This window comes from Neorhizobium sp. IRS_2294, from assembly GCF_050500145.1.
In the GTDB taxonomy this organism is placed as follows: Bacteria; Pseudomonadota; Alphaproteobacteria; order Rhizobiales; family Rhizobiaceae; genus Neorhizobium; species Neorhizobium soli.
Map to the genome: position 1 here is coordinate 657,428 of NZ_CP191439.1, position 25,351 is coordinate 682,778.

Sequence of the window (25,351 nt, forward strand, 5' to 3'; positions counted from 1 at the left end):
ACATGTGGTGACGCTTAACGCATTCAAAGGACAATGACATGAAAACTCTATCAACTCGGACTGCTTCTCTCTCCTCTTTCGACTACGCTGCTCACGAGATCGGCAGCGACACCAAGGAGCGACTTGAGGCCAGCGCCTCGCACATCCACAGTCTCGGCAGAAAATCGACTGAGCAGGCGTTTGAACTCGGCAAGCATTTTGCCGATGCCAGCGAAATTCTTCCTGAGAAGACGTTTGGGAAATGGGCTGGAACGTGCTGCGGCATGACGGAACGGCACGCCCGCAATTTCCGCGCCGTTCATCGCTCTCTTGCGCCGTACCGGTCGACATTGGTCGAACTCGGCGTCAATTCGACCGTATTGTTCCGACTGACGGCGGCGACAGAAGATCAAATCCAGACTGCGATCGATCTGTGCAAAGAAGCCGGCTCGATAAAGGTCAAGGACGTGCAGGCGATCCTGGCCAGTGGTGCCGACAACAGTTCAGCGATGCCTGTCGACCCGGCGGATGTTGGCGGCGTGGATGGCCTCAAAGCGATGATTGTCGCGAAAGTGAAGGAAGGTCTCAGGCTGTTCCTCACGCACATCGCAGAGATCCAGACCAAGATTGCCGCAGCACTTTCCGGCAAACGGGTCGTCAAGTCGAAACTCGCCGAAGAGGTTGTGCTCCTAGCCCGTCTGGCAAAGGCTGAGCTCAAGAGCCTGGCGCTGTTCGTGCAACCGGGTGGGTTCGATCCGAGCGTGGTCTGGGACACAACATTTCCGAAAGAGAGCTGCTGGGCTCAGGTGTGGGATATCCTCCATACAATGGCCGGCATCGATAGCTGGCCCGAAGCGTCGCATCTGCGTTCCTGGCTCGAAGTGAAGGTCTTGCCGGCTTTGGAGTGGGCGACGTCGAAAACCAAGTCGCCGGCCTGGCCAGACCCAGCCGCTGTGACTGAGACCAAAGACAGCGACGTCACGGCAGCGTCTGAAGTGGGCAAGACCGCGACCAAGTCGATCCAAAGCGTGAAGCGCGCGCAGACTGAGCAGGCAGTGAACGAAGCATTCGGTTTTGGTTCCCGTGCCGGAGCTCGAAAAGCTGCCGTGGCGAAGGTCAAGGTTGAGGCTGCACCTCCACTCGCGCCGGCTGATGCGCACGACGACGACAAAACTCTCGGGTTCTTCGGGGACCATGGCGTGGAGACGTACATCGAAACCCGAGACTTCCCGCAATTCAGCTCAGAAGACTTCATTCCCGATAATGTACATTGAGCACGACCATTGGAGGCTGGCACCGTCAGCTTCCAAAAACACTTGCCGCCATGCGCCGGCCATTAAGACTCTTGCCGACGTGAGCCCGCCGTTAACCTTGTACCGGCTTTGTTCTCTTCGGCCGAGATGGATCCTTGAGATCCCGGCAGGGTCCTGCCATCCTTGAGACGTTCCCATCCACGGAACTTCGAACGGCCCAAGCCAGTGCTGGACACACTGACAAGGGCCTGACCCTCAGCCTTCGCGAAAAGGAATCGGGCTATGGATACTCATACAAACTCTGCCACCAACGGGAAAGCTCCCCACACAGTTCGCCGCTTCGGCAACCGCGCTTCAATCACGGCGATCGAGCCACCGGTGCTCCGACGCTTTCCACACCGCGTCCACTTCGACGACGTCGAAGCCGATCTCGACGTGTTGCTCGACAAAGCGATTGCCGCGATCGCGGATGGTGAACCTGCCAACGACGAGATCCTCGGGCATTACGTTCAGGTTGCCTCGCTTGTTCGGGCGATCTCGTTCCGCGAAGGCAAACTGCTCGAGCAGGCGGTCGAACGGCTCTCGAAGGCGAACCCGGATCTGACGGTTCTGACGCAGTCGATCAAGCTGCCGCTGGTCAAGACGGCGATCGAGGCTATCGGCGGAAACGCCTGGCATGACCTCGACGGCATCAAGCTCGACTGCGAGGCACCGGCTAAAGGCAGCTACACGCCAGACTTGATCGTGGTGAACCGCAAACGCCACTCCGCATCCATCCTCGACCTCAAGCGCTCACTTGCCTCGTATGGTGACACGAGCCGCCTTGAGGAACTAAAAGCAAGGATGATGGCGGCGGCGATGATCCTGCCGGACTGGCTGTACAAGAACCACAAGCGTCTGATGGTCGATGCGGTCGGGGTGGCGATCGTCGATGGTGCCAGCCGTCCAAGCAGTCATGAGACCGGCATCTGGGCGCTCTCGGAGATCGACGATCTTCTCGAGGTCGATGGTGCGGCCGCTTGCATGGCTGAGCTGCGTTGCCGCTTCGGCATCCGGGTGCAGCAGCTCCTCGAGAGTGAAGCTCGAAAAGCTCTAGGCATGGCGGGCGCGGTTCCAGCGACCAAGACCTTCAAACCGGCGGCGACGCATCGGCCGATGATCAATCTGAACGCCCTTGGCTATGAGGGCGACGACGATCGCTTCGTCGATGAGCCCTTCCTCGATGTCGCCGACGAACCAGCGGACGCACTACCGCCGATCCGCGAGCCGCTGCGCATCCGCGTTGGCTTTGCCCGTCGCTCACTCGATAGCTGATCGGGCTGACCACGCACTGACTGAGCCCCAATCGGCGCTGTGGCGCACAGGGCTTCTTCGTGACCGTCGGTCTCTCTGTCCCCCGTAATCCCCCTTCCTATGAACGCCGTCCGCATTCCGGACGCCGCGTGCGGAGCCCATCCATGTCTTCCAAGATCACTGCTTCCAACACCTCTACGCCGTCACCTCGACGGCCAGCCATCATCTGCCATGCCGTCGAGACGGACATCGCAGTCTCATCGCCTTGTACCCGCCACCTAGATCCGGCCGTCCTAGTCGGCCTGTCGCTCGCCTATGTAAGACAGCGCGCGGCGATCCCCGCGGCCATCGCTGTGCCGCTGACGCAGCTCGCCGATCACGGCAATGCCACCTGCCGCCTGGTCGTCGACTGGCTCGAGGACCGTTCAGCCCCGGTGTCTGGTTCCGATCAGTCCGCCGTCACGACCGCCACATCTCCTCACGTGGCTCGGTCCCACCGGCAGCGGGCGCTTGAGGGTCCACGCGTGAGGAGCACGCCGCAGCCACCAAAAACCCGCGGTCGGTCGCGCTCCCGGTTTGCCAAAACGGAAATTATTTCCGCGACCGAGGAGAATCGTTGATGGATAAGCTCTCTCACCTCTCCGTTCGCCGCCTTCGTCATCTCGCCGCCCGAGAAACCCGACGCCATGCTCTGACGAACGGCCTGCTCGACCTGAAGATCATCGAGATCGGCGGTCATCTCGTCCGCCGCTACACACCGGCCTTTGACACCAGTTCGCTGACCTTCAATCCGGGCGTCGATCTTGTCTGGTTGACGAGGACGTTTGGATCCATGCTGCATGCACCACCAAGACCACAGACCGGCGAGGCGGGCACGCAGGCGGGTCATCATTCCCTTGGCGCGGCAGGGCGATTGACCGGCTTGGTCTCAAGGTTGGCCGTGCATCGCTCCGCTCCGCCCCTGGGGGCCGCACCTGGACATGCCTTCGACCGGCGTGCTTACGCCGTCGGGCTGGTTGGCCTTGCTGCGCCTCCGGTCAGCGTCGTCCACATTGCCGCGTCCCTGCTGCTTGCGCGTGCCGTCTCCTCATGTGGCATGACCCTGGCCCAAGTGATCGACATCGTGCGGCGACCCGCACCGATCATCACCATGCTGTCGCCGGTGGACGGCGGGAATGACGCTCTTCTGAAGTTGATCGAGATGACGGGCATCGTTCCCGCGGGTCCCTATGCTGGCGCCACCGGCGACAATTTCTACGACCACGACACGGAGGTCCCTCCCGACATCGAGACACGGCGCCGTTTCGTTCACTTCCTCGGCAAAGGAATCCATCGCGATAGCCGAACGATGAAGCATCGTCTGGAGACAGCGCTCGGCAGTGACTATCCGATCGTCGCCATCGCTAAACAGCTTAACGATATCCCCGATCAGATCAGGGCCGCAGCCGATCTGCAGCTCCACACCGACACCGTCGATCTCGCCTTGGTGACCAATCTGCTGCAGGCGGTCTACAGCGATATCGATCCCGGTGACCGGCGTCTCCAGGAACTCGATCCGAAGCTGTTGACGCTGAACGATCTCGTTCTTGCCCTTCGGCCGGGTCGACCTCTGGAGCAGGCTTTGATCGTGCTCGGACAGCTTGCCGCCCACAACGCCGAAGATGGCGAAGACGACGGTGCACAGAGATCCACGGCGAACCCTGCGGCAAGACAGTCGGCCGTTGATGAGACAAAGAATGCCGACAACTCCTCCGCGTGGAAGAGGAAGGAAAAGCCGTCGGGAGCAGAGATCATCCGGCCGGAGCCATTGCCGGATGAGAGTTCCGGCCACGTCAAGCGACCGGTTACGGTCGAGACACTTTCCGGTTACGGCACTGCGCAACGCTGGGCGCTCGATCTCAAACTCGACCTTGGCGATTACTGCACCGGCGACCTGGAGTGGTCGCAGATGAGCACAAAGCTTCTGCTGTCAGGTCCGCCGGGCACCGGCAAGACGAGCTTTGCGCGGGCGCTGTGCAACACGCTGCAGGTCCCGCTGGTAGTGACGTCGGTGTCGACCTGGCTGGAGGGGGGCCATCTCAACGACGTCATCACGAAGATGTCCCGCACCTTCGCTGAGGCGCGAGCCCAGGCTCCGAGCATCCTGTTCATCGACGAGATCGATGGCATCGGCAAGCGCGTCGATCCCAATCGAGACTATGCGGACTACTGGAACACGATCGTCAACAAGATGCTCGAACTGCTCGATGGTGCGGTCAAAAGCGAGGGCGTCATCGTCATCGGCGCCACAAACCGACCCGAACACATCGACGACGCTATCAGGCGCTCAGGCCGGCTTGAGACCCATATCGAGATCCCCAAGCCCGACATCCTGGCGCTTGCAGGGATCATTGCCCACCACCTCGGTGAGGATATCGATGTGCTGACGCAGAGTGCTGCGCCAACTGAGCGACAGCGGCTCGACAAGCTTGTCGGCGAGGCGTTTGCGGCAGAGACCTTTGAGGGGTCCGTCGAGGCTGTGCAAGAAGGAGGTCAGCTATGAACCATTCACATCCCAGCGCGGCCTTACCCGCTTCGGTGTCAACCGCACTGGCAGCCCAGACTGTTCATTCTGGAGGGGCGCCAGCGTCGGTGGCATTAAAGTGCCCTGGAGCGGACAGTCTCTCCGCCGACGCGGTACCGCTGCTGCGCCAGCTCGCAACCCGTGCGATGGGCATGACCGGCGCCGACATCGAACGCGTCATCCGGCAGGCACGGCTGACCGCGCGTCGGGAAAAGCGACCGCTGCGGTATGATGATCTCGAGGCAGGCATCCGTGATCACCGGCCGGCGCTACCTCATGATGTGCGATGGCGCTTTGCCATCCATGAGGCCGGACACGCTGTTGTCCACCACGCGCTTGGGCTCGGCGGAGTGAAGGGTCTTACGATCGATGCCAGGGATGGCGGATACAACATGCTGAGTTACGGAGGCGGGTCTGATACCCTCGCCTGGCACGAGAACATGATGGCGATGTTGATGGCTGGTCGTGCCGCGGAGCTGCTGTTGTTGAAGTCGGCCTCGACCGGGTCAGCAGGTGCCGACAACTCCGACCTTGCCAGAGCGACCAGCCTCGCGCTGGCGATGGAAACCACCCTTGGCCTGGGTGACGTTCGTCCACTGCTGTACATGCCGCACAAGTCGCCTGCAGATGCACTTACCTACGATCGGGACCTCGCCGACCGCGTTCATGTCCGCATCGAGACGGGGTTGGAGTTGGCAACGGAAGTGCTCAAGCTCAATCGGCCGCCGCTCGATGCCTTGGTGCGTGCTCTGTTCGACGCCCAGGCGCTGGATGGACCGGCGGTCATGGCCATTCTTCGGGAAACCTACGACTAGCAGCCCGAAGCCAAGCCCTCATAGCAAGCCCGACTGGTTCTGGTACAAGGCCCTCACCTGAACGGTGGGGGGAAGACGGCATGAACGTATCGGTGATAGCACATTGCGACTGGAGCATCGACAAGTCCAAGCGATGGATGGCGGTAGCTGTCGGGACAAGGCAGGGTGGCTGGACTATCGATGCGCCGGAGCCTGTCGGGGAGACCGCGTCGCTGATCGATCGCCTGCAGCGGCGCGCGACAATCAGCGGCGCAGTGCTGGCCGGCTTTGATTTCCCGATCGGTCTGCCGGAATGGTACGGACGTCGAACCGGATTCACATCCTTCCGGGAAGCAATGGCCGGCTTTGGCAAGGGAGCCTGGTCCGACTGGTTCACCGTTGCCGGCCACCGCGACCAGATCTCGATGCAACGCCCATTTTATCCAATGCGTCCGGGTGGCACGCGGCGCGCCCACCTGTTCGAGGGGCTCGGGACTGAAGGCGCACAAGATCTGCTGCGGCGATGCGAGCGTGCGACGGCTGATCGCCAGGCGGCTTGCTCGTTGTTCTGGACCCTTGGCGGCAATCAGGTTGGCAAGGCGGCGCTTGCCGGCTGGCGAGACGTGATCCTTCCGAGGATGGCCGACGTCGGCCTCTGGCCCTTCGACGGCAACCTGTCGGATCTGACCGCCTCGCATTGCGTGGTGATTGCCGAGACGTATCCCGGAGATGTCTACGGCCAGCTTGGCATCTTGCGTCGGCCTGTCTGGAGCAAACGGCAGCAGTCCGGTCGTCGCGCTATTGGCCACCATCTCGGACGGTGGATCTCGCAACGCCCTGACGTCGATGGGTCGGCCATGCTTGAGCTCATCGACGATGGGTTCGGGGCAGACAAATCGGGAGAAGACCGGTTCGATGCCACCGTCGGCTTGCTTGGCATGATCGACGTCGTGACGGGTACCAGATCGGAAGGTGCACCAGCCGATGAGGCGGTGAAAACCTGGGAAGGCTGGATTCTCGGGCAGGCCGGTGGTGTTAGTGATTTGACTTGATGCAAACTGAGCCGCGGCTAACTCAGCTCAACGTGTCAGCAACTTGAAACACATTGCGATCATTTGATTCAGGATTGCGGATTTCTGATTCAGAGTTCTGAATTGTCGATTCCCAAACGCCGTTTGCAACCGTGCAAGTCATCACCATTTGTCTTAACGTGCGGGCACATCGAATTAAGTTGCGCTCATCCGATTCGGAACTCCGCGGCGCCGATTCCGATTTCCAAAATTCTGATTCACGCGGAAACCGCTTGCGCCGGTAGGCTGATCCTCCAACCATTTGAGGGAGCCAAGGACACAGGAGGACGGTATGGCGAGAAAATCGGATGCGGTGCGGAGCCGTGAGCAAAAGGAACGGCAGCGCGCGCTGCGAGCAAAACAGAAAGCAGAGAAGCGACCTGACCGGGATGACATCGCACGAGTGCTGATGCACTGGTTCATTGTCGCGGCTACTGTCAAAGGTCGCGAGCACGAGCTCGAACGCACGGAAGACATCATCGTCAAGCGGCTGGTGGAGCAAGGCTTCAATGAGGCTGCCTCCTACGAGGTGTTCGACGCCCTGGTTGACAAGTACGGTGGCAGTGCCTGGGGCTTCCGTCGGAAGATCCACCTTCTCTTCACGCCTGACGTCTTGACCGAGGACTGACGGATCAAGCTTTAAAGTGAGGTCGACCTTTGCAAACGGCGTTCGTATGAGGTGATGGCATTCCCCCCATTACTTCGTAGAACGCCGTTTGATTCTGAATCGGTTTCCAGGCGCCTACTGTCGTGAAGTCTGAGGTAGGAGAGACAGTTTTTGCTGTCGTCAGGCGCACCGGCAGGCAGACAGCGGCGCTGTTTCCGAAAAGTTCACGACGTTCGGCATTATTCGTGGGAACCATATCGTGGATAACTCGGCGTCACGACGAAACAGCCGTGTTAAGTCATCTGAAACTCGACTGACAGGGCTGCGATGCCTTGGGGGCTCAGAGCGTACGGCCAAATCCTAGTCCGGTCTCGAAGACGGAGTTTGCGATAAGGCAATACGAGGGCCGATGCGGAAATTATTTCCGACCCTCGGCATGCCCTATTTCTTTCCTCCACGCGCCCAAGGGGGCGGCTGTCTTTCTGCTATCCAAGGAAGAAGCTGCAGGGATTTTGGTTCGATGACTGATGTGATGATCGGGTATTTAGCCAAAGCGCTGCGCATCAATGGAATGCCCGCCGGGTTCGTGTAACGCATGTTCGTCTCGCTGCCCATGCTTATCCGGCCTGAGATATCATCGATGACCTCCGTTGTGACACCTGCCTGCTTTAGCGTGTCAGCCATGCCGTGCCGCAACGCATGCAGTGCTCGTTCCCACATGTTTTGACCAAGCGCTCCCCGCATGATGGGCGTAAAGATATCATAGAACCGATCGCCTGGGTCGTTGTCCGTTTTATCCGAAAACAGATCAGGGAAGAGAGCCTCGTAGCCGAGCTTCTTGATCGCTGTCTGATATTGAATGAAGCCCAGGCGTACGAGTTCGTCTGGGAGTGGAAGCACTCTTTTCGATTGTCCGTTTTTCAGCCGGCGAATCTGGTTTGACTGAATGACAATGACGAACCCGTCTTCATCGCGCTCGATATCACTGACACTTAAACCCGCAAATTCCTTGCGACGTGCCCCTAGATAGGTGAAGAGAAGCGGCAGAAAGTAAACGGAATCATGGAAGATCTTAGACCCATGTTTCTTCCGACCCCTGTCGAAATCGCGAGATCCAACATAGATCGGGCTTGAAAAAATTGGGGCGATATCCTGCGGCGTCGGCTTGTATTGCTGTTCACGAATCAAGCTTGCATTTGGTTTACGAGGCCTAAGCCCAACGAGCGTCCAATCGTCCATGACATATCCGTGGCCTCGCAGATGTTTCATGAAATGCGTGAGATTGCCAAGGTGCTTTCGGATGGTCGCCGCGCTCAGCCCAACCTCCGGTTTCTTGCCCTCTGCCTCGGCCTTTTCCCTCATGAGCCGGCCTTCTGCGCGAAGCTCGGGGGCCGTCATTCCCCGCATCCGGCTGCTCTTGCCCCAGTGAGTCGGAATGTCGTTGAAGTGCTGACGCAACATGCCAAGGTGATACTGCTCGATCTGCCCAGAATGCTCGACGCCGTGCTCAAGGAGGACGGATTTGAACGTTCGTACAAGAGCCATCGCATCTCTGGCGGTAGCCGGAACCCATTCAACGCCCATATTGGCGATCAGCTTCTGGCATTCGTCTTCGAAGTCTGCGACTGCAACCGCTCTGCGGCTCGGCTCTGCATCCAGACGCGTAGTCGCTTGCAAGCCAGGCTGAGAGGGTGAAAGATCGAGATGGGCGATTTCAGGTAATTCTTCCTGTGTGGATTGTGTAGGCGGTCTTTCCAGGACCTCCTCATAAGGCGCGAGTGGTGAAGTGGTGGCTGCGGTTGGTTCCAGCGTGCTCTCGGCCACCCGGCTGCCGCCAAAAAAATCGCTGAGGCTTCTATCCACCAACTCATGGCGGTGGTCGATGTCGAACAACGCGTCTGAGCGGGCCTCGAAAAACTTTGTCATGGCCCGCTCCCGGTTCACGACGTCGTCGGGAATGCCGAATGAGACCATCAGGTTCCGGACAGCGGCTTCCACCGCGGGGTTCGCCGCCACTTTCAATCCGTCAACATGGTTCGCACGGATCGCATCGATATGAGAGACCGGCACACCATGCTTCAAGAGATATTTCAGCCCAATACAGTCGCCCTCTAACGGGAGGGGTCTGCGCGCGCCAAATTTGGCCAGGAGGCGGTAGGCCCAACCGGCTACGAGATCGAGTTCCATCTCGGAAACGTGACCAGCGCGACCCTCCCGCTTGGCCATCAAGCTGATGTCCTCGAGCTTACCGAGCATTCCGTCACGGATATGCTCGAACAGTTTCTGAAGCTGCTGCTTGGTGGTCATCACTTCCTTCGAATTCATCTTTAGTTCGGCGAGCCGGGTATTAAGCGTCCGGCCGATGATCTGAGCCTTCTTATGATCAGAACAATGAAGGCTGAGTGAAAGACGACTGCCAGGACGGCAATATAGGAAGGCGGCCGGTATGCGAGCCCGCCAGTAGAAGATGTTTCCTCGACGGATCAGATTTTCGACCTCGTGGCGTACGGCCATAGGTGTTGCCCTGTGTTTTCCCCAAGGCCTGGCACACCGCGCTCGGGCGGCGTGGGCATCACCTTTGGGCACCAGTTCTGGGCATCAGGTCGCCAATGATGCCAAAACGATATCCGGCACGACTGGAAAATCAAGGAATTACGGGCTTTTAGGGAGAATTGGCTGGGGAACCTGGATTCGAACCAAGATTAACGGAGTCAGAGTCCGTCGTTCTACCGTTGAACTATTCCCCAGCAGGAAAAGCCTTGTGGCTCATCGGTGTGCGGCGCTTATAACCAAACACTTGACGCTTGCAAATACCCTTTGTGAAAAAAATCGACATCATTTTTGGTCCTGCTTGCCGCGCCCTAAAAAGCCGTTGGCGAATGCGCCTGAGGCTGTTATCTTCAGGTCAACGAAACGATCAGACGCCAGCTGCATGCTTCAAAGTGTTGCGCGGCGAGATGGACTTATAAAGTGATGAACCCCGATAGCGGCGGAAAGCCGCCGGAAGGCGGGGCGTCGGCGGAACTGCGCAGGGATGTCAAGAACTCCCGGCGCCGCAAGGCGAAGCGAAACGGCAAAGACCGTGACGCGGCGTCGATGGCGCACGCAAGCCCGGCTGAAAAGGCCGGCCAGGCCGGACGCTCGCACGGCATGAAACCGGATGGTGGCACGTCCGACGGAGGGCGGCCAGAGCCGGGCTCACCGCATCCGCGCAAGCGCAAGCGCCGTCGCTCCCGTTCGCGCTCCGCGGTCACGGAGAACTCCGCACATGCGCCGAATCCATCTGCGGAGAGTGGCGATCGACCGATTGGTGCTGATGCGTCGGCGGGCGAAGGCTTGCGCGGTGACGCGAAGCCGGTCGGAAAGCAGCCGCGCCAGCAGGGCCCGCAGCAGGATCGCAATCAGAGCCGCAAGAAGAAGCGTGCCGGTCGGGGCCCGCAGGGTCGGCCGCTGACGCAGGCCAAGCAGGGACCGCTGGTCACCGCCAAGACGGTTTCGGCCGCAGGCCATGCCGGTTATGCGGCGCTCGGGCATGAAAGCCACGGTTCTCCCGGCGCCGACAAGTTCGCAGGCTTCCGCGACGAACTCTATGCAGCCCTTGATCTCGGCACCAACAATTGCCGTCTCCTGATCGCCCAGCCGACGCGGCCGGGCCAGTTCCGGGTCATCGACGCGTTTTCGCGCATTGTCCGTCTGGGCGAGGGGCTGGCTGCAAGCGGTCGCCTGTCGACGGAAGCGATGGATCGCGCCGTCGATGCCTTGCGCGTGTGCGCGTCGAAACTTGCGCACCGGCCGATCCGCCGCATGCGGCTGATTGCCACCGAAGCCTGCCGCGCTGCCGAAAACGGAGAGGCGTTTCTGGCACGGGTGACAGAGGAAACCGGTCTCGAGCTCGAAATCATCGATCGCGAAACCGAGGCGCGGCTTGCCGTGTCCGGCTGCTCGTCGCTGGTCGGTCGCGAGGCCCGCTCCGTCGTGCTGTTTGATATCGGCGGCGGTTCGTCTGAAATCGCGGTCATCCGCATCGGCGACAGCCGCTCGTCGCGGCTCGCCAACCACATTACCCACTGGACCTCGCTGCCGGTCGGCGTCGTGACGCTGTCGGAACGCCATGGCGGCCGTGATGTCACGCCGGCCGTCTTTGCCGGCATGGTCGATGAGGTCGAGGGCATGCTGTCGAAGTTCGATTGCCCGCCGATCGGTTCCCCGCACCAGCAGGGTGCCGAGGACTTTCATCTGATCGGCACATCCGGCACGGTCACCACGCTTGCCGGCGTCCATCTCGATCTGCCACGCTACGATCGCCGCAAGGTCGATGGTCTCTGGCTGTCGGATTCCGAGGTTTCCGCCATGCAGGCAAAGCTCCTCTCATGGGATTTCGCCGGCCGTGCCGCCAATGCCTGCATCGGTCCTGACAGGGCCGATCTGGTTCTTGCCGGCTGCGCCATCCTCGAAGCGATCCGCCGCCGCTGGCCGAGCCAGCGCATGCGGGTTGCCGATCGCGGGCTGCGCGAAGGTCTTTTGACGGATATGATGGCTGATGACGGTGTCTGGCGCCGCGGCAGGGGACGAAGGTTCGGCCAGGGGTCAGGCAACGGTTCAGGCCAGGGCCACCATCAGACGAATAATTCAGGCCACGGGCAGACGCAGGAAACGGGACGCAAGCAATGACGAAACCATCCGTTGGCGGCAACCGCACCGGTCGCAAGCTTGGCCAGAAGGTCAAGAAGGGCAAGCTGAAGGCGTCTTCACGCCGCTGGCTGGAGCGCCATATCAACGATCCCTATGTCCAGCGCGCCAAACTCGAGGGTTATCGTGCTCGGGCGGCGTTCAAGCTTCTGGAGATCGACGAGAAGCACCAGTTGCTCAAGGGCGCGCGCCGCATCATCGATCTGGGTGCAGCCCCCGGCAGCTGGTCGCAGATCGCCGCCAAGGTCACCGAATCCAGCGATGACGATATGCGCGTCGCGGCTATCGATTTTCTTGAAATGGCGCCGCTTGCCGGCGTCAAGATCCTGCAGCTCGACTTCCTCGATGACGACGCGCCGCGCCAGCTGATGGAAGCGATCGGCGGCACGCCGGATGTCGTCCTGTCCGATATGGCGGCACCGACCACCGGTCACCACCGCACCGACCACCTGCGCACCATGCATCTGTGTGAAGTCGCCGCGCATTTTGCCGTCTCGGTTCTGGGCGAGGGCGGACATTTCCTGGCGAAGACCTTCCAGGGCGGCACCGAGAAGGACCTTCTCGACATGCTGAAGAAGAATTTCAAGCAGGTCATCCACATCAAGCCCGGCTCGTCGCGCCAGGAATCGGTGGAAATGTTCCTGCTTGCAAAACACTTCAAAGGTCAGGCCCACAGGCTCGCCAACGAAGCGGCCGGCGACCATCCCGGCGATGATGCAGCAGACGAAGCACAGGATGATCCGCGGGAACAGGCGGGCGACGAGGGCTTCGGCCGGGACTGAGTTTACTCGCCGGCTCCCGGTGTCGGCTCTACCTGTCCGACGCGCACTCCGCGCCGGTGTCCCGATACGTCGGCGCCGGTCATCGGGTCGAGCTTGAGGATTGGGATCACCGCAAATACCGAAACAGCGGCGACGATAAAGAACGCGAGATGGAAATCCGCGAGCGCCAGCTGGCTGCCGGAAAACGTCGACGACATCTCCAGAATGAAGGCTGCAAACGCGACGCCGAGTGCCAGGCTCACCTGTTGCAGGAATGAGGCCATGGACGTCGCCTGGCTCGCCTGCTGGTCCGTAATCTCCGAATAGCCGAGAGCATTGGCACCTGTGAAAAACAGGGAGCGGAATAGCCCTGCCGCGAGCAGCGCGCCGATGATCACGATATGGGGTGTGTCCGGCGTGAAGAACCCGTTGACCGCCGTCGATGCTGCGCCAAGGATGCCGGCAAAGATCAGCGCGGTTCGAAAGCCTGTCATCGCAAACACCCGCCTTGCAAGGAACTTGACCGTCAGCGCACCGATCGCACCGGCGAAGGTGATGAGGCCGGACTGAAACGGATTGAGGCCGAAACCCAGCTGCAGCATCAGCGGCATCAGGAAGGGGATCGCCCCGGTCGCGATGCGAAACATCGTGCCGCCGGTGGTGGAGGCACGGAAAGCCCGGTCGTTGAAGATCGTGAGGTTCAGCACCGGAAACGGGTGCCGCTTGGCATGGAAATAATAGAGAATGCAGGCGGCAAAGCCGGCAAACGTGGCCGTGATGCCGACGACCGGCGGCAGCGCCGGCAGGCCGATCACCGACAGGCCGAAGACGACGCCGGAGGCCGCAACCGAGGTCAGCAGAAAGCCGAACCAGTCCATTCGAGGCGTCTCCACCGGCGGCACGTGCGGCAGGTAGATGCCGGTCAGGATCACGCCGGCGATGCCGATCGGCACGTTGATGATGAAGATCCAGTGCCAGGAAAAATAGGTGGTGATGAAACCGCCGATCGGCGGCCCGGTCAAAGGCCCGACCAGCGCCGGGATCGTCAGAAGCGCCATGGCGGAAACAAGTTCGCTGCGCTTCGTCGTTCGCAGTAGCACCAGACGGCCGACCGGCGTCATCATTGCCCCGCCCATGCCCTGCAGGAAGCGCGACATCACGAACTGCAGCAGTGACTCGGAGATTGCGCAGAGGATCGAGCCCACGATGAAGACGCAGATTGCCAGGCGAAAGATCTTCTTTGCCCCGAATTTGTCGGACATCCAGCCACTCAGCGGAATGAACATTGCAAGCGCCACCATGTAGGATGTCAGCGCCAGTTTCAGCGTGATCGGGCTGACCCCGAGATCGGCGGCGATGGTGGGAAGTGCGGTGGCGATGACGGTCGAATCCATCTGCTCCATGAACAGAGCGACGGCCAGAATAAGCGGAATGATGCGGTTCATGGGGAGGGCCTGCGATACGCGACGCACTTCAACGTCCCCGCTCTAGACCTGTTCCGGCATGAAGCCAATTGCACAATGTCAATTTCCGGGAGACCATGTCACGTCTGCGTGAGGCTTGTTTCCCTTTGCCTGTCGCCTGTTATCTATTCGTGTGCGGGGCTTGGGCATTTTCAGTGCACCCCCGAAAGCTTTCAAACGGAGGGATGAGATCATGACGTTCAAGGACGAACCAAAGGGCATGGAACGCCGCACGCTGCTGGGAAGTGCCGGACTGGCCGTCCTCGCGGCGCCGGCTATATGGAGTGGCCAGGCGCTGATGAGCAGCAAAGCGCTGGCACAGGAGAAGAAATTGGCAATCGATCGCGTAACCCCTCCCGACATTCACAAATTCAAGCTCGGTAGCTTCGATGTTCTCGTGGTGAAGGATGGCTCCCGCGCTTCCGGCACTCCGAACGAGACGTTTGGAACCAACCAGTCGGCCGAGACCGTCAGCGCGCTTCTCGCAGACAACTTTCTGCCGACCGATCAGTTCGTCAACGGCTTTTCCCCGACGCTCATTGATACCGGCAGCGACGTCATCCTGTTCGATACGGGCTTCGGCCAGTCGGGTCATGCCATGGGTGCCGGCCGTCTGGTCGAAGGCATGGCGTCTGCCGGCTATATGCCGGGCGATGTAACGAAAGTGGTCCTGACCCATCTCCACGGCGACCATATCGGCGGCCTGATGGAAGACGGCAAGCCGGCCTTCCCCAAGGCGACCTATATCACCGGTCAGACGGAATATGATTTCTGGGTCGACGGCGCCCGCGCCGGAACGCCCGCTGAAGGCAATCAGAAGTCCGTGCTCGCCAATGTGAAGCCTCTGGCAGACAAGATGACCTTCATCGGAGAGGGCGACGACGTCGCACCCGGCATCACCGGCATGCTCGCGCCCGGCCATACGCCCGGCATGATGATCTTCAACGTGGAATCGCAGGGCAAGCGCCTGATCCTCACGGCCGATACCGCCAACCACTTCGTCCTGTCGCTGCAGCGCCCGGACTGGGAGGTCAAGTTCGACATGGACAAGGCAAAGGCGGCCGCAACCCGCAAGCGCGTGTTCGACATGATCGCCACCGACAAGGTCGCCTTCCTCGGCTACCACATGCCGTTCCCCGCCGTCGGCTACGCCGAAAAGCAGGAAACCGGCTACCGCTTCGTGCCGAAGAGCTACCAGTTCGATATCTGACGAATATTGACGCGGTAAATTCACAGCTATGCAAACCCGGAGGGCCTGCCTCCGGGTTTTAAATGTTCCCTTCCTGTCATTATCGTGTTACCAGCCCTCGCCAACTTCCAAGCAATTGTTGCCGGAACGTCGGGACGTATTCACGGTCCTGAGCGGTCCCGCATTTTTAAGATCGAAGGAATTGGCAATGGCTCGTATTATAGAAACGCCGACCGGTCTCGACGCCCTCACATTCGATGACGTGCTGCTGCAGCCGGGGCATTCCGAAGTCCTGCCGGGCCAGACCAGCGTCGCCACGCGCATTGCCACTGATTTCGAGCTGAACATCCCGATCATCTCGTCGGCGATGGACACCGTCACCGAAAGCCGTCTCGCCATCGCGATGGCGCAGGCCGGTGGTCTTGGCGTCATCCACAAGAACCTGACCCCGGTTGAGCAGGCTGAACAGGTCCGCCAGGTCAAGAAGTTCGAAAGCGGCATGGTCGTCAATCCGGTCACGATCGGCCCCGACGCGACGCTCGCCGATGCGCTGGCCCTGATGAAGACGTTTCACATTTCCGGCATTCCTGTTGTCGAAGCCTCGGGCCGTCTGGTCGGCATCCTGACCAACCGCGATGTGCGCTTTGCCTCGGATCCGGCCCAGAAGATCCACGAGCTGATGACCCATCAGGGTCTCATCACCGTCAAGGAAAACGTCGATCAGCAGGAGGCCAAGCGCCTGCTGCATACCAACCGCATCGAAAAGCTGCTGGTTATCGATGGCGAAGGCCGCTGCGTTGGTCTGATCACCGTCAAGGACATCGAAAAGTCGCAGCTCAACCCCCATGCCTCCAAGGACATGCAGGGCCGCCTGCGCGCCGCGGCCGCGATCGGCGTCGGTGACGATGGTTTCGAGCGTGCCGAGCGGCTGATCGAAGCCGGCGTCGACCTTCTGGTCGTCGATACCGCGCACGGCCATTCGGCCCGCGTTCTCGAAGCCGTCACCCGCGTCAAGAAGCTGTCCAACCACGTCCGCGTCATGGCCGGCAACGTTGCCACCGCAAGCGGCACCAAGGCGCTGATCGATGCAGGCGCAGACGCCGTCAAGGTCGGTATCGGCCCGGGCTCGATCTGCACCACGCGTATCGTCGCCGGCGTCGGCGTTCCCCAGCTCGCCGCCATCATGTCGGCGGTCGAGGCGGCACAGGCGCAGGACATTCCGGTCATTGCCGATGGCGGCATCAAGTTCTCCGGCGACGTCGCCAAGGCGATCGCATCCGGCGCGTCGGCCGTGATGATCGGCTCGCTGCTCGCCGGCACCGACGAAAGCCCGGGCGAAGTCTATCTCTACCAGGGCCGCTCGTTCAAAGCCTATCGCGGCATGGGTTCCGTCGGTGCCATGGCCCGCGGTTCCGCCGACCGTTACTTCCAGGCTGAAGTCCGCGACACCCTGAAGCTGGTGCCGGAAGGCATCGAAGGCCAGGTGCCCTACAAGGGTCCGGTTTCCGGCGTCATCCATCAGCTCGCAGGCGGCCTGAAAGCTGCCATGGGCTATGTGGGTGGCAAGGACATCAAGGACTTCCAGGAGAAGGCGACCTTCGTTCGCATCTCCGGTGCTGGCCTGCGCGAAAGCCATCCGCATGACGTGACGATCACCCGCGAAAGCCCGAACTATCCGGGCTCCGGCGCCTGAACGTAGCGACGTCCAAAACAACAGGGCCGGGCATAGTAGCCCGGCCCTTTTTATTTCGTGCCCCCAGTATCCGCCAGCACAAATTTTGATATCTTCTCGTCGTCGATAGAGATCGACTTAAGGGGAGACTTTCGTGAAGAGAACAGTTCTTGCTGCGGTGCTTCTGGGCGCCGCTTTCATTGCGCCTGCCCAGGCGCAGACCGTCAAGGCCGGCGCGTACACGGTTGAGGGCACCAATCTCGACGGATCCGCCTATGACGGCACCGCCACCATCAAGCTGACCAGCGAGACGACCTGTGCCATCGTCTGGAAGACGGGTTCGGGCAAGAAGGCTACGTCGAACGGCATCTGCATGCTCTATGAGAACGCTTTTGCCGCAGGCTACGTGCTGGATGGCGAAGTCGGCCTCGTCGTCTATGAGGTGCGCGATGATGGTGTGCTGGAAGGTGCCTGGACGATTTCCGGCCAGGACGGATCCGGCACCGAAACCCTGACGCCGCGATAATCCAAGTCTGTCTCACGAAGGCCGTCGGCCCGTTGTCGGCGGCCTTTGCTTCGTCTATGCATTCTTATGACGACAGGAGGATCAATGCTTTCCACCAATGCAACGCTCTGGCCGATGATCGCGCATGTCGCGCTCGTCTTCTGTCTCTACTGGATGCTGTCGAAGAAACGCGTTGCCGCCGTAAGGTCGGGCCGCGTCGAGGTAGCGCAGTTTCGCGAGAACCTGCAGGAACCGGCAGAAAGCCTGCTGGTTCACAACAACATCAAGAACCAGTTCGAACTGCCGGTGCTGTTTCACGTCGTCTGCCTGGTGCTTTATGCGTCAACCGCAGACAACTGGGGCACGGTGGCGCTCTCCTGGCTCTTCGTCGCCTCCCGCTATGCCCATGCCTATGTGCATGTGACCAGCAATCGCCTGCGCTATCGCCGGCCGCTGTTTATGCTGGGCTTTTTCACGCTGGGCGCGCTCTGGGTCTGGCAGGCCGTGTGGCTTGCCCTCAACTGAGGGCAGGCGACGTTCTTGTCTGCATTACCAGCCGGGCATCACCGAACCGCGCGACCGCACCATGCGCGGAAACGCCTTGGTGTCGGCATCGAGATCGTCAGGCACCACGGCCGGCGAGATATTGTCGAGGCAGGCGGTGATATGGTCGGTGATGGCGTTCATCAGCGACGGTGAGACCCCCGGCCGCTTCATCAGGCCGATCTGCACGGGTGGCAGGGGCGGAAAACCGTCGGCAGCCGTCAGAACCTTCATGCCGGGCCGCAGCGCCGATTCCGGCAGGACGGAGACAGCCATGCCGGCAAGCACGGCCGCCGCAACGACGGTCGACGACCAGCTCGTAAACAGGACCTGATATTCGCGGCCTGACGCATCCAGCGCCGAACAGGAAAGCTGGCGCCAGAGGCAATCACGCCGACCGACCGCAAGCGGCACCGGCGCGTCGTCCTTCAGCGTGTGGTTGGCCGAACCCACCCAGCACAAAGGCTCGGTGCGAACCACGTCGGAGATCCGCTGACGCGGGTTGTGTGTGACGAGCGCGATATCCAGCTCTCCGCGCGCCATCTTCTCGGCAAGGCTGACCGAGGGTTCGCAGACGATGTAGAGCTCCACATTGGGATGCGTCTTCGCAAACCGTCCGATGATTTCGGGCATGTAGCGGTCGGCGTAGTCGTCCGGCGTGCCGATCCGGATCGAACCTTCCAGGCGGTTGTCGTCGAAGGCGGCGATCGCCTCGTTATTGAGTCTGATGATGCGCCTTGCGTAATTCATCAGCTTTTCGCCCTCGGCCGTCACCCGGTTGCCGCGCCCGTCCTTGGCAAACAGCTGCTTGCCGATCCGTTCTTCCAGCCGGCGCATCTGCATGGACACCGCCGACTGGGTCTTGAACACCCGATCGGCCGCCTTGGTGAAACTGCCGGTGTCGATGATGGCGATGAACGTGTGTAGCTGATCAATGTCGAGCGGTGCGGACATGCGGGCCTCCAGATGAACGTCATTCATAAGAGCGATTGATGCATATCATTAGAAACATTCGTTGGACTGATCAATAGATTTTCCCGCATAAACACGATGCAAAATCAGAACCAGTGAAGGCCTCCTCCCGGATGCCTTCACAAAGGGCAACCTTTCCGCAAAGCCGTTGTGGAAGGGGTGAGCCTCTCCGTGCCTTACGAAAGGATGATCCGATGAGCACGACCAACTACGGAACCGAACTGAAGCTTTACCGTGCAGCAGCGAAGACCAGCTTTGCAGCGCAGATCATGCTTCGAACGAAATCCGTATGGCGCGCTCTTCGAAATCGCTTCGAGGCCAATTCCCTTCACGACCTCGACGATTACCAGCTCGAAGATATCGGCATTACACGCCACGATGTGGTGAAGGCGCTCGATCGTTCGGGCGTTCTGGATGACCCGTCGCGGCTTCTGACGCGTGCCGCCCGCGAGCATGCGCGTACACGCTTCAAGCGGCTCTAGCGAGCCTCAAGTTTCCCCGCAGGGCGATTGCCAATAGCCCTGCCTTTGCCCGGCCGGTTTATCCGCGCCGGGCTTTTTCGTTCAAGTGACTTTTTCGTTCAGGGCTTGGCCGCTTTTCCAGTGCCGAAGTAACCGTCGAACATCGTCTCCAGGCTCTTCTGGTAGCCTTTATTCGCCTCGACGCCGCTGTCGAACATCCGGTTGACGAGATCCGCATAGGTTTGGGCAGCGCCCGGAGCGGTGGCGGAAGGCTGCGGCTGCTCTGGCTTTTCCAGGCCCCACATCGCCCGCATCGCCTGCGCAAAGGGATTGTCCAAGGGATTGCTCGTCGCGTCCGGATTCGGTGCCGCCTTGTCAAAACCCATCGCGGTCATCCACTGCTTCTGCATCGTCTCCAGCGCCGGGCCGAACGTATCGCCGCCGGCCGGAAACTGGGTCGCGAAAGGCGCCCCCATCTGCCCTGTAAACTGTTTGAAGAAGCCGCCCATCAGCGTATTGGCCATGCCAGGCATCATCTTCTCGATGATGTCCTGGCCGATGCCGGTAAACTTCTCCACCTGCGCGGCGATCGCGCGGGAAACTTCCTTGGAGCCGAACAGCTTCTCCAGCACGGCATTGCCGTCCGCCTTACCCTGCGGTGTAAAAGCCTTGCCCATGTCTTCGAAATATTTGCCATAGGCGCCGGAAAACACGGTGCTCATCAGGTCAGAAAGGTCGTAAGGGTTTGCAGACTTGCGCTTGAAGCCGGAGGAAAAGGCGGGCATCAGCGCCGCCATCGCCTCCGAAACCTGCTCTTGGGCAAGACCGAACTGCTTGGCGAAGGCCTCCATGGATGCGCCGCCGCCCTGGCCGCCTCCGGCCTTCATCATCATGTCGAACAATGGCAGCATGGGCATCCCTTCCGGCACGGGTGATTGCCCCATTATAGCCGGAAAGGCAGAGCCTCAAAGCGGATTATCGGGCCACTCGGATGCGGGTTTCAGTAAGCGTAGTCCTTGAACGCCGGCTCGACCGAGCCTTCCCAGCGCCCGTTGAACAGCGCCAGCATTTCGTCGGCAAGCGTTGCTTTCTTCACCAGAATTTCTTCCAGCGGACGAAGGAAAATCGTCTCGTCGTCGCCCTCGGCATTCTTGCGCGCGCGGGCGTTGAGGCCGGCCTTGGAGATCAGCACGCTCTCGCGGGCGATATCGAGAACCGACACGCCACGGATCTCTGCAGAAAGCCCCTTTGATGGAACGGTGTCGCGCATCTGGACGACGTCTTCGAACGTCCAGTCCTTCGTCAGCTCCTGCGCATCCGCAAGCGCCGTCTCGTCATAGAGCAAACCGACCCAAAAGGCGGGCAGGGCGGAAATGCGATCGAGCGGACCGCCGTCGGCACCTCGCATTTCCAGGAACTTCTTCAGCCGCACATCCGGGAACAGCGTGGAAAGATGGTTGATCCAGTCGCCCATCGTCGGCTGCCAGTCGTCGACCGTGCCCTTCAGCCCGCCGTCCATGAACTGCCGGAAGGTGATATTGGTACAGTCGTGATACTTGCCGTTGCGCACGATGAAATACATCGGCACGTCGAGCGCCCATTCTGCGTAATCGGCATAGCCGAAATCGGAGTTGAACACGAAGGGCAGCACGCCGGAGCGGCTGTTGTCGGTGTCACGCCAGATGTCGCCGCGCCAGGAGGACAATCCGTTCGGCTTTCCCTCGGTAAACGGCGATGCCGCAAACAGCGCGGTCGCGATCGACTGCAGCTTCATCGACACCCGCATCTTCGCAGCCATGTCTTCCTCGGACGAGAAGTCGAGGTTCACCTGGATCGTGCAGGTGCGGTACATCATGTCCAGACCCTTGCTGCCGACCTTCGGCATGAATCGGGTCATGATGTCGTAGCGGGATTTCGGCATGCGCGGCGTTTCTTCGCGCGTCCATTTGGGGCTGCCGCCGATGCCGAGAAAGCCGATGCCCATCGGCTCGGCAATTTCCTTGACGAGGGCGATATGCTGCTCGGCCTCTTTCGCCACTTCATGCAGCGTTTCCAGAGGCGCGCCCGAAAGCTCGAACTGGCCGCCGGGCTCGATCGAGATCGCGCCCATGCCAGATTGTTCGCCAAGCCCGATGATGTTCCCGCCATCGGTGATCGGCTCCCAGCCCAGCCGTTCCTGCATGCCATTCAGCAGCGCGGAAATGCTGGCTTCACCGGCATAGGGCACGGGCGAATGATCGGCTTTGAAGAAGACGAACTTTTCGTGCTCGGTCCCGATCCGGAATTTTTCCTTCGGTCGCGGTCCCTCGGCCATGTAGCTGGAAAGCTCGGCCACCGAAGAAAGCGGGGTCTGGTCGGTGGTGTCGCGGGCCATGAAAACTACCTTGTTCGGAGTGCCGTATTTAGAGAGCGAACGTCCGGCTGAGTGGACCGGAATGATGTGCGGTGCAAGTGAATTTCTTTCAACGCTGGTTTAGAAAAACAGGCAGCTGTGTGTCAAATCTGTCGCGCCGGTTGGGAGCATGTTTAACGCCAGTCGCCGATCGAAGCCTGGACCACGGCAAGTGCTGCAACCGCTGCGGTATCGGCCCTTAGGATACGCGGACCGAGCGGAATGGCACTGACGAATGGCAGCGACCGCAGACGTGCCCGTTCTTCTTCGGAAAACCCGCCTTCCGGGCCGACCAGCAGCGCCAGCTTGGTCTCCTCGATCGTCGACAGGATCGTCAGCGGGTTCTGTCCCTCATCGCCCTCGTCGCAAAAGATGATGCGCCGGTCAGACGGCCAGTGGTCGAGGATATCGCCGAGTTTCTTCGGAGAAAGGACCTGCGGGACTGACAATATGCCGCACTGTTCGGCAGCTTCGATCACGTTCGCCCGCAGCCGTTCCATGCTGGTGATCTTGCCCTGCACATGCTGCGTCATGACAGGCTGAAGCGTGCCGGCGCCCATTTCGACCGCCTTCTGCACCAAATAGTCCAGCCGTCCCACCTTCAGCGGCGCAAATAGATAATGCAGGTCTGGTGCCGGCGGTTGCGGGCGCACCTGCTCGATCGGCTCAAGCGCGATCTTCTTGCGGCTCGGAAAGATGAGTTTCGCCAGCCATTCGCCGTCGCGCCCATTGAACGCCAGGATCTCGGCACCCTCAGTCAAGCGCAGCACATTGGCGAGATAGTTGAAATGCTCCGCTCCCACCTCCTGGTGCTCTGCCTTCGCAAGAGGTGCGTCGATGAACAGGCGCTGTATCCGGAAATTGGCACGCATGGGAAAACTTTCGAAACTCAGACGAACAGCGCGAAGATAACCGTCGCGACCAGCGCTGCAAGCGCAGCCGATGCGGGCAGCGTAATCATCCAGGCGGCGATGATCGACAGGAAATGCGAGCGGCGTACCAGAAAACGGCGTTTCACCTCGTTCTCGTCGTGTTCGTGCTCCTGACCGACATCCGGATCCTTGCCGGCCCTGACCCGCATATACTCGTAACGGCGGCGCGAATGGCGCGTGTACCATTCGCGGAAAAACCCGACGCCGAACACGGCGCCGACCGCAATATGCGTGGAAGACACAGGCAGACCGACCCAGGACGCGACGATCACCGTCAGCGCCGTCGAAGACGAGACGCAATAGGCGCGCATCGGATTGAGCTTGGTGATCTCGGCACCCACCAGCCGCACCAGTTTCGGCCCGTAGAGCAAAAGGCCGAGCGAGATACCAAGGCCGCCGATCACCAGCTCCCACAGCGGTATGCCGACAGGTGCGGACATGCCGCCGCGTTGCGCTGCCGCAACGATCGCTGCCAGCGGACCAATCGCGTTCGACACGTCATTCGCCCCATGCGCGAACGACATCAGCGCCGCGGCAAACACCAGCGGAATGCGAAACAGCTTGCGCAGCGACTGGTTGCGGTTCTCCAGTCCGCGCGACTGTCTGGCGATGACAGGGATGACCAGTCGCCAGACGGCAAGACCCGTGATCAGCGTGATGGCGGTCGCTGTCAGTTTTGACACCGTTATCAACTGCCCAAGACCGACAAGCGAGAGGTAGCCCGCAAAAGCGCCCGCCATCAGGCCGATCAGGATCGGCACCCAGATCCGGGCAGAAGCGATCTTGTCCTCGCGGTAGATGATCGTTTCCTTGATCAGGAACAGCAGGCCGGCGGCAATCGCGGCACCAAGGAGCGGCGACAGGACCCAGCTTGCGGTAATACCGCCGACGGTCGCCCAGTTGATTGCCGAAAAACCGGCCGCCGCGATGCCTGCACCCATCACGCTGCCGACGATCGAATGGGTGGTAGAGATCGGCGCACCGAGCCATGTCGCGACGTTGATCAGCACGGCTGCGGAAAGCAGTGCCGCCATCATCGCCCAGATCATCACGTTCGGATCGGTGATTACGCCGGCACGCATGATGTTGTTGGCGATCGTACCGGCAACGCTGCCGCCGGCAATCACCGCGCCGGCGATTTCGAACACTGCCGCCAGCGCCAGGCCGAACGCCATCGTCATCGCGCGCGCGCCGACCGCCGCGCCGATATTGTTGGTAACGTCGTTGGCGCCGATATTCATCGCCATGTAGGCCGCAAGCGCGGAGGCCGCGATCACCACCACAGCACCCGGATGTCCGGTCACATAGGAAGCGGCAAAGATTGCCACCAGCACGATGAACAGCAGCGCTGCACCGGGTGCTGCAAGCCCGCGCGACGTCTGGCGCGCGGCGTCTTCCACCGAGGAGAGCTTTTCGAGATCCTTGTCGAGCGTCGGCTTGGCCAGACGCGGCCGCGTTTGGCCCATCATTTATTCCAGTATACGATTTTGGTTGGTCGAGCGGACTGTCAGCCTGCGGCCTTGATCGGCACCGTTGAACGAAGCGGATCCATTTTTTCGGCAAACCGCAGGAAGAGAATTTTCAGTTCCGGCTCGTTGACGCGGTTGGCCGCTTCCTCGCAGGAGACCCATTCCAGCTTCCGGGATCCTTTTTCCGGAAAATTCTTCAGGCAATCGGCAACTTCCAGTGCGTGAACCTGCACGCGCACCAGCACTTTCAGGCCGCTGTCGAGGGTCTTGCGGTAGTGGAAAAAGCCAAGCGCGTCCTTCTCGACCTTACCCTTGACGCCCACTTCCTCGTAAGCCTCGCGTTCGGCTACCTGATGCGCCTTCTTGTCCTTCATCGGCCATCCCTTGGGAATGACCCAACGCCCCGTATCGCGGCTTGTGGCGACCAGAACTTCCAGCTGCGTCCGCTTCTTCGTCAGGCGATAGCACAACGCGGCATACTGCTGTCGCGCAGGGCGCTGCAGCATCAAACGAAGATTGCCGGTCAGTCGGTCCATCAAGCCCAATTTCGAAACGCCTCCAAAAAATGTATGTTGCTAATATAATGCTTGCGCCGGGCTTAACGAGCAAAAGAGGATTATTTTAGGAGAATCATCTCTAAAGGCGCATTCTCCATTCTGAAGCCGGCTACTGTTGCGTCAACGTCTATTTTGCGCGGACCGCGCTTTGTACGCTGATAATGTCGAGAGCGGATCTGTGGTTTAT

General features: G+C 60.5%; 22 protein-coding genes and 1 tRNA gene. 14 read left to right on the forward strand and 9 right to left on the reverse strand.

Translation table 11 applies throughout. The features are described 5' to 3' along the window. Positions 1-38: 38 nt before the first annotated feature. From ACQY1K_RS03085 to ACQY1K_RS03115, 7 genes are all read left to right on the forward strand, one after another. A complete protein-coding gene (locus ACQY1K_RS03085; RefSeq protein ID WP_430258282.1) occupies positions 39-1,253 on the forward strand; it encodes a hypothetical protein in 1,215 nt (404 codons plus the stop codon). A gap of 261 nt (positions 1,254-1,514) precedes the next feature. Further along, on the forward strand, positions 1,515-2,546 hold the full coding sequence (locus tag ACQY1K_RS03090) for a hypothetical protein (protein WP_430258283.1): 1,032 nt from the start codon (positions 1,515-1,517) through the stop codon (positions 2,544-2,546). 143 nt (positions 2,547-2,689) lie between these two features. Continuing rightward, a complete protein-coding gene (locus ACQY1K_RS03095; protein ID WP_430258284.1) occupies positions 2,690-3,145 on the forward strand; it encodes a hypothetical protein in 456 nt (151 codons plus the stop codon). Beyond that, positions 3,145-5,067 (forward strand): AAA family ATPase, encoded by a 1,923-nt coding sequence (locus ACQY1K_RS03100; protein ID WP_430258285.1) that lies wholly within the window; start codon positions 3,145-3,147, stop codon positions 5,065-5,067. The genes ACQY1K_RS03095 and ACQY1K_RS03100 overlap by 1 nt, the downstream gene beginning before the upstream one ends. 89 nt (positions 5,068-5,156) lie before the next feature. Continuing rightward, positions 5,157-5,903: an ATP-dependent Zn protease gene (locus tag ACQY1K_RS03105; protein ID WP_430258286.1), complete on the forward strand. Its 747-nt coding sequence runs from the start codon at positions 5,157-5,159 to the stop codon at positions 5,901-5,903. A gap of 80 nt (positions 5,904-5,983) precedes the next feature. Further along, complete coding sequence (locus tag ACQY1K_RS03110; RefSeq protein WP_430258287.1) at positions 5,984-6,934, forward strand: DUF429 domain-containing protein; 951 nt, start codon at positions 5,984-5,986, stop codon at positions 6,932-6,934. Between the two features lie 310 nt (positions 6,935-7,244). Continuing rightward, positions 7,245-7,580 carry a hypothetical protein gene (locus ACQY1K_RS03115; protein WP_430258288.1) on the forward strand — a complete coding sequence of 112 codons (336 nt, stop codon included), beginning with the start codon at positions 7,245-7,247 and terminating at the stop codon, positions 7,578-7,580. A 420-nt stretch (positions 7,581-8,000) separates the two neighbouring features. On the opposite strand, the gene ACQY1K_RS03120 is transcribed toward ACQY1K_RS03115, so the two are convergent. Both ACQY1K_RS03120 and ACQY1K_RS03125 read right to left on the reverse strand, forming a co-directional pair. Then, positions 8,001-10,073 (reverse strand): tyrosine-type recombinase/integrase, encoded by a 2,073-nt coding sequence (locus ACQY1K_RS03120; protein WP_430258289.1) that lies wholly within the window; start codon positions 10,071-10,073, stop codon positions 8,001-8,003. Between the two features lie 159 nt (positions 10,074-10,232). Continuing rightward, a tRNA-Gln gene (locus ACQY1K_RS03125) sits at positions 10,233-10,306 on the reverse strand. A 223-nt stretch (positions 10,307-10,529) separates the two neighbouring features. On the opposite strand from ACQY1K_RS03125, the gene ACQY1K_RS03130 reads away from it, so the two are divergent. Together ACQY1K_RS03130 and ACQY1K_RS03135 are read left to right on the forward strand one after the other, a co-directional pair. Next, on the forward strand, positions 10,530-12,230 hold the full coding sequence (locus tag ACQY1K_RS03130) for an exopolyphosphatase (RefSeq protein WP_174195675.1): 1,701 nt from the start codon (positions 10,530-10,532) through the stop codon (positions 12,228-12,230). Then, positions 12,227-13,030: an RlmE family RNA methyltransferase gene (locus ACQY1K_RS03135; protein WP_062579257.1), complete on the forward strand. Its 804-nt coding sequence runs from the start codon at positions 12,227-12,229 to the stop codon at positions 13,028-13,030. The genes ACQY1K_RS03130 and ACQY1K_RS03135 overlap by 4 nt, the downstream gene beginning before the upstream one ends. 2 nt (positions 13,031-13,032) lie before the next feature. Here the strand turns inward: ACQY1K_RS03135 and ACQY1K_RS03140 are convergent, their stop codons facing one another. Next, complete coding sequence (locus ACQY1K_RS03140) at positions 13,033-14,454, reverse strand: MFS transporter (protein ID WP_192076467.1); 1,422 nt, start codon at positions 14,452-14,454, stop codon at positions 13,033-13,035. A 211-nt stretch (positions 14,455-14,665) separates the two neighbouring features. Between ACQY1K_RS03140 and ACQY1K_RS03145 the strand changes: the two genes are divergently transcribed. The 4 genes from ACQY1K_RS03145 to ACQY1K_RS03160 all read left to right on the forward strand — a co-directional run bounded on the left by ACQY1K_RS03145 (position 14,666) and on the right by ACQY1K_RS03160 (position 18,363). Continuing rightward, positions 14,666-15,682, forward strand: coding sequence for an MBL fold metallo-hydrolase (locus tag ACQY1K_RS03145; protein ID WP_425503192.1), 1,017 nt, complete (start codon positions 14,666-14,668; stop codon positions 15,680-15,682). A 187-nt stretch (positions 15,683-15,869) separates the two neighbouring features. Continuing rightward, positions 15,870-17,354 carry an IMP dehydrogenase gene (guaB, locus tag ACQY1K_RS03150; protein WP_062453742.1) on the forward strand — a complete coding sequence of 495 codons (1,485 nt, stop codon included), beginning with the start codon at positions 15,870-15,872 and terminating at the stop codon, positions 17,352-17,354. A gap of 133 nt (positions 17,355-17,487) precedes the next feature. Next, complete coding sequence (locus ACQY1K_RS03155) at positions 17,488-17,859, forward strand: hypothetical protein (protein ID WP_062453741.1); 372 nt, start codon at positions 17,488-17,490, stop codon at positions 17,857-17,859. 84 nt (positions 17,860-17,943) lie between these two features. Continuing rightward, a complete protein-coding gene (locus ACQY1K_RS03160; RefSeq protein WP_062453740.1) occupies positions 17,944-18,363 on the forward strand; it encodes an MAPEG family protein in 420 nt (139 codons plus the stop codon). A 24-nt stretch (positions 18,364-18,387) separates the two neighbouring features. Here the strand turns inward: ACQY1K_RS03160 and ACQY1K_RS03165 are convergent, their stop codons facing one another. Further along, positions 18,388-19,335 carry a LysR substrate-binding domain-containing protein gene (locus ACQY1K_RS03165; protein ID WP_062580164.1) on the reverse strand — a complete coding sequence of 316 codons (948 nt, stop codon included), beginning with the start codon at positions 19,333-19,335 and terminating at the stop codon, positions 18,388-18,390. A gap of 212 nt (positions 19,336-19,547) precedes the next feature. Between ACQY1K_RS03165 and ACQY1K_RS03170 the strand changes: the two genes are divergently transcribed. After that, a complete protein-coding gene (locus ACQY1K_RS03170) occupies positions 19,548-19,835 on the forward strand; it encodes a DUF1127 domain-containing protein (RefSeq protein ID WP_062453739.1) in 288 nt (95 codons plus the stop codon). Positions 19,836-19,933: 98 nt separating this feature from the next. Here the strand turns inward: ACQY1K_RS03170 and ACQY1K_RS03175 are convergent, their stop codons facing one another. From ACQY1K_RS03175 to ACQY1K_RS03195, 5 genes are all read right to left on the reverse strand, one after another. Continuing rightward, entirely contained in the window at positions 19,934-20,725 is a 792-nt protein-coding gene (locus ACQY1K_RS03175; protein ID WP_062453738.1) for a DUF937 domain-containing protein, read from the reverse strand. Positions 20,726-20,814: 89 nt separating this feature from the next. Further along, on the reverse strand, positions 20,815-22,188 hold the full coding sequence (locus ACQY1K_RS03180; RefSeq protein WP_430258290.1) for a glutamate--cysteine ligase: 1,374 nt from the start codon (positions 22,186-22,188) through the stop codon (positions 20,815-20,817). 152 nt (positions 22,189-22,340) lie between these two features. Continuing rightward, entirely contained in the window at positions 22,341-23,078 is a 738-nt protein-coding gene (locus tag ACQY1K_RS03185; protein WP_430258291.1) for a 16S rRNA (uracil(1498)-N(3))-methyltransferase, read from the reverse strand. A gap of 17 nt (positions 23,079-23,095) precedes the next feature. Further along, the gene (locus ACQY1K_RS03190) at positions 23,096-24,604 is read right to left on the reverse strand and encodes an inorganic phosphate transporter (RefSeq protein WP_430258890.1); all 1,509 of its coding nucleotides are present in this window, start codon (positions 24,602-24,604) and stop codon (positions 23,096-23,098) included. 41 nt (positions 24,605-24,645) lie between these two features. Then, positions 24,646-25,152, reverse strand: a complete 507-nt coding sequence (locus ACQY1K_RS03195; RefSeq protein WP_174195683.1) for an NUDIX hydrolase — start codon at positions 25,150-25,152, stop codon at positions 24,646-24,648. Positions 25,153-25,351: the final 199 nt, after the last annotated feature.